Source organism: Acidithrix ferrooxidans (genome assembly GCF_000949295.1).
Taxonomy (GTDB): domain Bacteria; phylum Actinomycetota; class Acidimicrobiia; order Acidimicrobiales; family Acidimicrobiaceae; genus Acidithrix; species Acidithrix ferrooxidans.
Window position 1 is genome coordinate 1 of sequence record NZ_JXYS01000157.1, and the last position, 9,026, is coordinate 9,026.

Annotated in this window: 6 protein-coding genes, 1 other RNA gene and 2 pseudogenes; 2 read left to right on the plus strand and 7 right to left on the minus strand. The window is 45.6% G+C overall.

The window, feature by feature from the left end:
- The 5 genes and pseudogenes from AXFE_RS17925 to AXFE_RS17945 all read right to left on the minus strand — a co-directional run.
- Nucleotides 1–509, minus strand: a pseudogene (locus tag AXFE_RS17925) (hypothetical protein); the annotation flags it as partial.
- A gap of 477 nt (nt 510–986) precedes the next feature.
- Complete coding sequence (locus AXFE_RS17930; RefSeq protein WP_152626224.1) at nt 987–1,223, minus strand: hypothetical protein; 237 nt, start codon at nt 1,221–1,223, stop codon at nt 987–989.
- A 23-nt stretch (nt 1,224–1,246) separates the two neighbouring features.
- The gene (locus tag AXFE_RS17935; RefSeq protein WP_082058897.1) at nt 1,247–1,975 is read right to left on the minus strand and encodes a transposase; all 729 of its coding nucleotides are present in this window, start codon (nt 1,973–1,975) and stop codon (nt 1,247–1,249) included.
- Nucleotides 1,861–2,352, minus strand: a complete 492-nt coding sequence (locus AXFE_RS19710) for a hypothetical protein (protein WP_052607255.1) — start codon at nt 2,350–2,352, stop codon at nt 1,861–1,863. Before AXFE_RS19710 ends, AXFE_RS17935 begins: the two co-directional genes overlap by 115 nt.
- Nucleotides 2,353–2,876: 524 nt before the next feature.
- Complete coding sequence (locus tag AXFE_RS17945; protein WP_052607256.1) at nt 2,877–3,452, minus strand: RNA polymerase sigma factor; 576 nt, start codon at nt 3,450–3,452, stop codon at nt 2,877–2,879.
- 699 nt (nt 3,453–4,151) lie between these two features.
- Here AXFE_RS17945 and rnpB point away from each other — a divergent pair.
- Nucleotides 4,152–4,528: RNase P RNA component class A (gene rnpB / locus AXFE_RS17965), an RNA gene on the plus strand.
- Nucleotides 4,529–4,630: 102 nt separating this feature from the next.
- Here the strand turns inward: rnpB and AXFE_RS17950 are convergent.
- Nucleotides 4,631–5,374, minus strand: coding sequence for a C4-type zinc ribbon domain-containing protein (locus AXFE_RS17950; protein WP_052607257.1), 744 nt, complete (start codon nt 5,372–5,374; stop codon nt 4,631–4,633).
- Between the two features lie 122 nt (nt 5,375–5,496).
- Nucleotides 5,497–7,665 carry a transglycosylase domain-containing protein gene (locus AXFE_RS17955; RefSeq protein WP_052607258.1) on the minus strand — a complete coding sequence of 723 codons (2,169 nt, stop codon included), beginning with the start codon at nt 7,663–7,665 and terminating at the stop codon, nt 5,497–5,499.
- Nucleotides 7,666–8,302: 637 nt separating this feature from the next.
- Here AXFE_RS17955 and AXFE_RS19715 point away from each other — a divergent pair.
- Nucleotides 8,303–9,026 (plus strand): annotated as a pseudogene (locus tag AXFE_RS19715) (IS1595 family transposase); the annotation flags it as partial.

The following is a 9,026-nucleotide window of genomic DNA, read 5'->3' on the forward strand; positions in this document are numbered from 1 at the left end:
TCTGAGGGAGAGACTAAACGTCCCCTTCTTCCCCCCAGATCTCTCGTACTTTTTTTTTGAAGAACCAATAGAGCAGCAGCTTCTGCTAGCGCCTTTTCTTTCCGTCGAAGTTCAGCTTCAATTCGTACTCTAGCTTTACGTTCTTTATCAAGTTCCGCCTGGTGAGCCCTATTAGCAGCACTCTTTTTGTCAAGAGCTGACTCTAGGGTGTTGCGCCACTCCTCTAAATCTTCTGCTAGAACACCATTAGCTCTCAACCATGAACCGAGTTCGTGCTCATTCATCGCAGCTGTGTCAACAACAGCTTTGATCTTGTTGATCTTATCGCTGGCTGAATTTGCACTAGCCTTGCGCTCTGAGTTCCACTGGTAGACAACGTTTGCATTGATTTCGTTATCCCTTGCAATCTTGGCGATAGCACCAGGTGTAGCATCTCCTGAATTGTCGAGCTCATATAGAGCTGCAACTACTTTTTGCTTTAGTTCTTTGGGGTACCTTTTCATGACCATTCCATCTTCGCCCTCTTATAAACAAAAATCAAGCTAGGTGACAACAATCTTGGCAGAGAGGGACTCCTAAAGGGTCAGCACTCAGATAACCAGATCGAAAGCTCCAATTAACCTCTGCAAGAACCATGCAAGGCCTCACAACACCCATGTAAGATGCAAACAGAAGCACAGTATTGACTCTCTATCTGTGCAGAATCAAGAGCCATCTTTTGTCTAAACCTGAATCCATAGAAATGGACCAGCTTGAGCCCTTCGGTGTGACTCTGAGTCGGTTTTTCGGAACTGATTTAGGTTTGACGGAGGGTCTATGGCTCGTAACTGGTTTCAGAGAGCCAAATAAGACCTATTCCCTTTGTGGTTGAGCATTTTTGGTCATTTTTGAGATTCTGAAATCTCATTTTGGGTATAGTGACCTAATCCCTTGTCTTCTAGAGCAGTTCCTTCAAGTAATATTCAGTGTGTTAGGTATCCAGATGTTCAGGTGATGGCGATCTCAAACTTTCTGATCCGATCAAGAGCCTCTAAGAACTTATCCTTATAGTGCCAGTATTCTTCAAGATGGAGTATTACTTTTCTAGCTGAACGAGTGATATGTCCTGCGATCTGAAAGTAACACCGTCGAAGCTTTGGTGTGGTTATTACAGTTTCTGTAATAGCACCTATTCGTGCCAGGTTGTGTGCAGTTGCACCGTGCCAGGTTGTGCAGTTGCACAAATTACTAACCAGACCAGAGCTAATTAGACCAGAGCCAACCAAACGGCATTAGCGTTCTTGTATCTGGATGGAACATGATTCCACCCCGAACCTCCTTTGAGATCCTTGATGACTAGTTCGATCTGGGCATGTGCTCGGTGATCAGCCTCAAGAAAGAGCGTTTCGCCTTGTCGATCGGTAATAAATGCGTGATAGTCATAGTCTCTAAATAGTGCCAGCTGAGACCCTGGAGTAGGCTTTGTTCTTCCTACGATAAGACGAACGTCTTGTCTATCTCTTGCAAATGCGCGATATTTGACTTCTGCTACATCAGCTCCACCTTCAAGCCAATAAGGAATTGAAGTCCATGTTTCTTCTGGTATGGCTGCAATAACCTGCTTCAATCGTTTTGACATCCGTGTTGTAATGCAAATGCGAACATTGCCTTGGCTGGCTGTGTCTCTAACGGCTCTTGAGAAGAACCCAGAGTCAAAACGCATGGTTATTTCACCAGTTGCTCCAGCGGCTCTGGCATTGTTGATTACCTGAGTTACAAACTCCCCGGCACCACGAGCGGTATTGGCGTTGCCTTCACGAGTCACTATTCCAAGAATGTCACCTGTTTTACCAACAGCTACTAGGTGTGGGTGATACCCCCTTAGGTTGGTATAACCAAAGTAAGCTCCTTCTTTTTTGTTTCCATATACCTGACATATTGTGGAATCAACATCAATGGTGAGTGACTCATCACCTGACCTGCTCCAGCTAGCCAGGCTCGTTTTAGCAACAAAGCTGCAACTCGTTCAACATCTGCGATGTCACTGGTCTCAAAACTACGCAAGAAGACACCAAACCTAGATGGTGCTGGCATTATCTGACCAAGGATAACTTGCGCATTTGGGCTTTCAAGGATTGCAGTGTCATCAATGCAATCACCACCGGCCAAAATAGATGCAATGATAGCCATAGCTTTTCTGCCAACATTTGCTCGTCCAGGACGATCCTCTAGGTCAATGTGTAAATCAAAGAGATCCCTAAGGCCAAGTCTCTCAGCAAGGGTGATAGGGAGTATTAACCCACTGTTGGAAACTGCGTTCGAATCGTCAAAGGTGACTATCAAACACTCTAAAGCACTAGCAGATGCTCGCATCTAAAAGGTGCTCCTTAAACTGATAGATTTGAATTGTCTTCAAACATCATTCTACCAGTTCAGAGCACCTTTTCTATGCCAAAATCAAAGTTGAGCGGCTAAATTTTCGGTGGATCCAGGTTAAAGCAGACCAGTTACAAGTCGCCCTCGAGGCCAGAATCTCTATCTGAGTAAGGTATCGATCTCTGCTAAGGAGAGAACTACCGACTGCGCACCCAAGCTGGATTTGGCCCTTACCCAAACGCCTCATCTCAAAATTGACCGATATCTGACGTGGATCCTATTTTCTACATGCCTTGACCTATGAAAACCATGAAATTGCTTTCATTTAGGTAGGAGATATCGAGCAATTAAATTATCAATTCACAGGTGCCTAATAACCATTACCTTTCCCCTAGGTTCCATGGGATGCTTCTCGGTCTCCATTTGGTCCTACCTACAAATCAGGAGGGGGGGAAGCGAGCAAGCGGTGCCAAATCATCAACTTGGATCAACATAGAACCCTTGAGAGATTATGAGATGAATTACTGCGGCTCCCCAACCATAGCAACCACGCCTGGAACTCTCGCGCCGTAAAGTTCGCGCAAACGCGAAAGACCTCTGTGAGAGATGACCCGAACATTTTCAGGAGACCTGCCTATCACAACCGCCACCTCGTCAACACTCATACCAATCAAATAGCGCATGAAAACTACTTCGGCAAGTGCCGGTGGAAGAAACCGCTGGAGCACCTGGATCAGTTCGCCGTCTCCAATCCGATCAATCTCTAAGCTATCATTAGAGATTGTATGTACCTGGGTTTCAATCCTTGAGATGAGGCGTGACCCACGAATACCTGCTCTGCGGTAGTCGGTCACCTTGTTCTTTGCAACTGTTAGTAGATAGTTTCTAAAAGAATTCGAGGTACCTTCAAAACCCTTGACCGAGCGGGAAACTGAAATCCAAACGTCCTGAGAGATATCGTCAGCCAAGGTGGGGGCTACTACAGCTAAATATTTCACTAGCATTGGATTAAACCACTTCCAAAGTTGGGCTAATGAATCAACATCACCCTCTTTGGAGCCACTCAATATTTGGCTGAAATCGTAATCCGTTACCATTAATCATCACTATAATACTACTTATCGTGATGATAAGCTAGGTAGGCCAAAGATAAGAAGGTTCTAATATCACTCTAAGTAATCTTGCACACGTATCTCATCTTTCCCATTACGGAGAAATATCAACTGACCCAAAAGTACCAGCCCTTCCAGAGGCGCTACGGTCAAACTCCGGCCTAAATTCAATGACACTACTGATACGACAAAGCGCTATCCTTAGCCGGATCTCTTAGCCATTGATGCCAGCCATTGATAAAACGCCTAAAAGGTTGAAAATTGAATGTGCTCTCCTTTGGATCTCTCGAAAACTCGGGCTCTAGGGACTTACGAATGATTGATTAAAGCTTTCGGCGCCTTTCAATCTTTCATCTCATCTGATTGCAAATCAAGTCAGAAAGTAACTAGCGAGGTAAATCCAAGTCGTAACTAGCCATACTTTGCAAAACCATCACTTGAAATCTTTAAAGCAATTTCAATGCGCTTCATAAACTCAGGTTGAAACTTTCGTTCGCATGACTGAGACAGCGAATGGCACATTATCGCGATCGTTTAGGTACCTAGAAATATCCAAAGTTGCTTCTGCGACAAATCTATCGAACTATCAACTTCGCATCTCTCTAAATCCTTGTACCAATGATAAAAATATAGAATCAGTGCTTCGACGAAATAAAGAAAATCCCGAACTAGAGTATCTAGGGCAGAGTTAACCGGGTAGTCGCGAGCATTGTTATGCTTGAGGAAGGTCGGGGCTTCACAGGGCAAGGTGCTCAATTAGAGGCAGGGTGACCTGACGGAAAGTGCAACAGAAAGTATACCGCACAATCGATCGTGCAACTTGTACCAACAAACTAAACGATCGATCTGTAAGGGTGAAACGGTGCGGTAAGAGCGCACCAGCGTTTTGAGCAATCAAAGCGGCTATGTAAACCCCACCCGAAGCAAGATCATATTGGAACTAGTGGCGGCCCGTCGCGATGAATAAAAACTTCGTCGAGTTCCGGGTAGATCGCTTAGATGGATGGCTACCGCGAATCTCATGATTCAAACAGAACCCCGCCTACAGGTTAACTCTGCACCAACAGCCATCGAATGGCCTCTTTTTACAAATCTGGTGAGCTTGTGTTACCAATGGTGGAACCGGGCCCTCTAAAGCCTAAAAAACGCGCCACCTAAAAGGATTACCCTCTTGGTGGTAGCAGAACCCGACCGCAATCCTCACAAAAATGAACTTCGGAGCTAAATCTCCGAATCCTATCACCGAGACTCGAAGATAGCCGGAGACGACATCCAGAGCAACTTCCATCGACGACATAGGCAACCTTGTCTATGACCGAAGACGGCACTCTATTGATCAATGCGATAACCTCGGGCATAGCCTTAATCTTGGCCTGAGTCAGCTCCTCCTGCAAGAGCCCATCCTGCAAAGCCACATCCCGTCGCAACTCCTCTAGCTTATCTCTTGCAACAATTGCCTCCTGAGCCAATTCCTTGACCATAGTTTCTAATTTTGATCGATCCCTCGCGAGCTCCTCGAGCCGCTCAATCATTCCCAGTTCTGCACCCGTATACTCAAGAACTTTGGCTTCCAAGTTGGCAACCTCGAGTCGAAGGGCTGGAAGGGATTTATAATCAAGGTTCTGTCCACCGTCAAGACGTTGACGAGAGACCTTTAGGGATGTAGAAAAGCGGTCCAACTCCCTCTCGAGCATCTTTCGCTCCTCTTCGAGAGCACTCTCTTCCTCAACCAAAATCTCAGCTTTTACTTTAAGTTTTTTATAGTTTTGAGCCTTAGATCTATAATCGGAAGCCTCTGGGCCGTTGGAAATACGCAAATTATTTCGATGGGCGCGGCTAGCCAAATCAGAAATAAGGTAGAGACCCTCGATATCCTCAGCACTCAAAGAAAAACTTTTTGAACTCATACTTTGGCGACCTCATCAATATACGCTTACCTATCACCCTAACCATTGCAACGCTAGAACCACACCGCTGATAACCACGCTAAAACTCCGTCTAGTTCAAAGGCTACAAAAAGTTATCATTACTAACCAGGTTGCGACGACGAAGGACTTACCGCAGTTGTCGCAGTTGTCGGAGGTGTAACCGCAGTTGTCGTAGTTGTCGGAGGTGTAACCGCAGTTGTCGTAGAAGTTGTCGCAGTTGTCGTGGGGGGAACAACAGCGCTTGTGGTTGTCGACGAAACGGGTTGCGAAGTTGTAATAGTGGTTGGCAAAGTCGTTGTAGTGCCAACTGGCGAGGTAATCGCGCCTGGCGAATCAATCGGTACAATGAACTTAGAAGGCGGTATCCAAGCAGGGTTGACGTATGGGAATTGAACCACAGGATAAGAAGCCAATGCTGAAGTCATATAATCGTGCCAAATCCGCGCTGGATAGGTTCCTCCGTAAACAGGTGCTCCACCAACATCAAACATCGGCACAGACCCAGCAGGATCTCCCATCCACACCGTCGTAACCAGCTGAGGCGTAAAGCCATCAAACCATCCGTCGGTAAAATTATCGGTCGTGCCAGTCTTTCCCGCTGACGGCCGCCCATAGAGGCGTGCTGCAGTTCCAGTTCCTCTAATAACGACCTGCTGAAGAATTTGATCTTCAACCGCGACAATTCTCGCAGAAAGAACTCGTCGAGAGGAAACCACCGGGCTATAAACATTGGCGCCCGAATAATCTTTTATCGAAGTTACAAACCTTGCCGGATGCAGGTATCCACCATTTGCTAAGACGCTATAGGCAGTCGCCATTTCAAGCGGAGTTACATTTTCAGAGCCGATCACAACCGAAGGAACTGCTGAGAGAGGAGTGGTTACACCCATCACCTTTGCAGTATTGATAACATTTTGAAGGCCAATTTTGACACCAAGCCGAACGTAAGCACAGTTAACTGAATTAGCTGTCGCATCCGTTATTGTCATAAGGCCGTATCCAGGTTCGGCATTGGAGACAATGTAAGGAAAGGGCTTCGTATTCGGAACAGTGAATTTACAAGGACCCGTACCGTCAATAATATCATTAGGACTATAGCCCTGCTCAAGAGCTGCAGCTAAAGTAAAAATCTTAAATGACGATCCTGGCTGCCGACCAGTCCCTCCGCGTCCGGTCGCAACATTGTAGCCTCCACTTCCCTTAGTGGGATTTCCGCTCACCATAGCAACCACGTTGCCATTTGAAGGATTCATCGAGATCATTGCAGAGGTGAACTTCCCATTTGTATTCGGTAGGACTCTTGCAACAGCACTATTGGCAGCGGCTTGATCTGTCGAATTAAGTGTTGTTTTAATTACGTAGCCATCGTTTGCAAGTGCCGCATATCTTTGGGTGGGATCGCTTCCTAGAAAACTGTACTTAGCTCCGGTCTCAATGCGGTATATAACTTCTGTAACAAAAGAAGATGGGGAACTAAAGACCAAACGGTGCGAAACCGTAGGAAGCGGCTCTGCCTTAGCAGCAACATCCTGAGCCTTGGTTATCGTTCCATATTGAAGCATCTGATCAATCGCAAGGTTACGTCGGAAAAGAGCATATTTAGGATAATAAAACGGATCATAGCCACTGGGATTTTCAATCAAAGCGGCAAGTAAAGCCGACTGAGCGATATCAAGCTTGTTCATAGGCAGACCGAAATAGGTCTCAGATGCAGCTGATATCCCGTAAGCACCTTCACCGAAATAGATGGTGTTGAGATAGCGCTGAAAGATCTGGTTCTTAGACATGACGCCTTGTAGACGATAGGAGAGTATTGCTTCTTGGAATTTCCGCGAAAGTGTACGCTGTGGAGTCAAAATTGCATTTTTGACTAGCTGCTGGGTAATAGTGGACCCACCTTGCAGTCCTCCACCACCCGAAAAATCCGCAATCAAAGCCCGTCCTATGGAGCGAATATCCAACGCTCCGTGTTGGTAAAAAGTGTGGTCCTCAACGTCCAAAATTGCCGAGCGAACCAAAGGCGGTACCTGTGCCAAGGTCACCGGAGTTCGATATTGCCCATTTTGAACTTCATAAAGCAGATTCCCTTTTGAATCGAGAATCTTAGAGGGAACAGAAAGAGGTCTTAGGACCAACGGAGATGAAAACGTTCCTGGCTCTTTCAAGATCGAAAGGTTACCTACTGCCGGAATTAGCAAAACAGCTGCCGCACCCAACAAAACACCACCGACTAGCAGCGCGAAAATATACTTGAGAACCCTAAAGCCCATATAATCTTTTAAACCCCAATAGATAGCTGACACCAACGAAAAGGCGAGATTCGAGATCAGAGCCCCATCTTCGTCGGTAGGTTGGGCTAAAATCTAAGCCGAACGGTCGAAACCAATCATATCGCCAAATTGCAAATCATAGGCATCGCCGTTCTCAGCTCATACTCAAATTCTCTTGACTCATTCTCAGAAACCAAATCGACAGCTTCACAAAAAGCGGATTCTCACCATCGAGATAGACTTTCCACACCCGAAAAAGATCGTGCTCAATCAGGCACAATTGGAACTATCACGCAAAGCAATCTTGGCAATTAAACGATTCAACTGACAAAGTTCCATGAACAAATCGCACGAGCCCTAAAACAGTAAAAACCTCGTTTTGAATTTAGATGCGAAGGCACCAAATTAGAAGGAGCGACTTAGCTCATTGCAATACCATCCAACAAAGGACACCAATCCGAGCTTACTCGCACCGAATCAAGACAACCACTTGGGGCTCGCTACTGCTACTCTCCAGCTGAGCACTCTTAAACGAAGTTTACTATAACATACTTATCAAGTTTCGTAAGTTTCGCCTCCACCGAGACCAGATTGGAGCTAATCTTTAGTAGAACAGATGTTCGATAAAGGAGGCATGGTGGATATCTCAGGCTTTATGGTACGCTTCGCTTCAGAGGAAGCATGTGAAGATCATTTGATCAAATTGCTTATGCTATGAGGGATTTAGATGCCCAAAGTGTGACTCTGACCAGTTTACCTTAATCAGGCCAAACCATCGAAGAAATGCAGCATCTCGAGCTCCACTTTTTCAATGTAAATCTTGTCACCGTCAAACTAGCGTTACCTCCGGAACCATCTTCCATCGAAGCCATATCTCTTTATCCAAGTGGTTCTCCGCTATCTATCTATTGTCCAACGACAAGCGTGGTCTTTCGGCTACTACCATTGCTAAATTCGTTCAAGTATCTTATTCGACTGGCTGGTTGATGCTAAATAAGCTACGAAAAGCAATGACTGACCGAAATGGTTTATATAAACTTGGAGAAAACGCCTGAGTAGATGAGTTCTTTTTAGGTGGTGAGAGCCATGGCGAAGGCAGAAGAGGAAAGGGAACAAAACAAACCAATGTCCTAATTGGAGTGTCGATTAGCAATGGTGCTCCTACTCATTGCTTCATGGAAGTAATCAAAGATACCACTGCTAAATCACCCAAAGATGTTTTTGTGAGACGTTTAGATTCTAATACCAAGCTGATAAGTGATGGTAACCCAAGTTACGGGGTATGTGCTGAAAACGACCTTGGACTAGCGCACTGGTTCACTCTATCCAAAGACGAACAAGCACATGTAACATTCAAATGG

Coding starts and splice junctions, on each gene's coding strand:
- AXFE_RS17945 (WP_052607256.1), bottom strand. CDS start 3,452: ATGGTAACGGATTACGATTTCAGCCAAATATTGAGTGGCTCCAAAGAG.
- AXFE_RS17950 (WP_052607257.1), bottom strand. CDS start 5,374: ATGAGTTCAAAAAGTTTTTCTTTGAGTGCTGAGGATATCGAGGGTCTC.
- AXFE_RS19710 (WP_052607255.1), bottom strand. CDS start 2,352: ATGCGAGCATCTGCTAGTGCTTTAGAGTGTTTGATAGTCACCTTTGAC.
- AXFE_RS17955 (WP_052607258.1), bottom strand. CDS start 7,665: ATGGGCTTTAGGGTTCTCAAGTATATTTTCGCGCTGCTAGTCGGTGGT.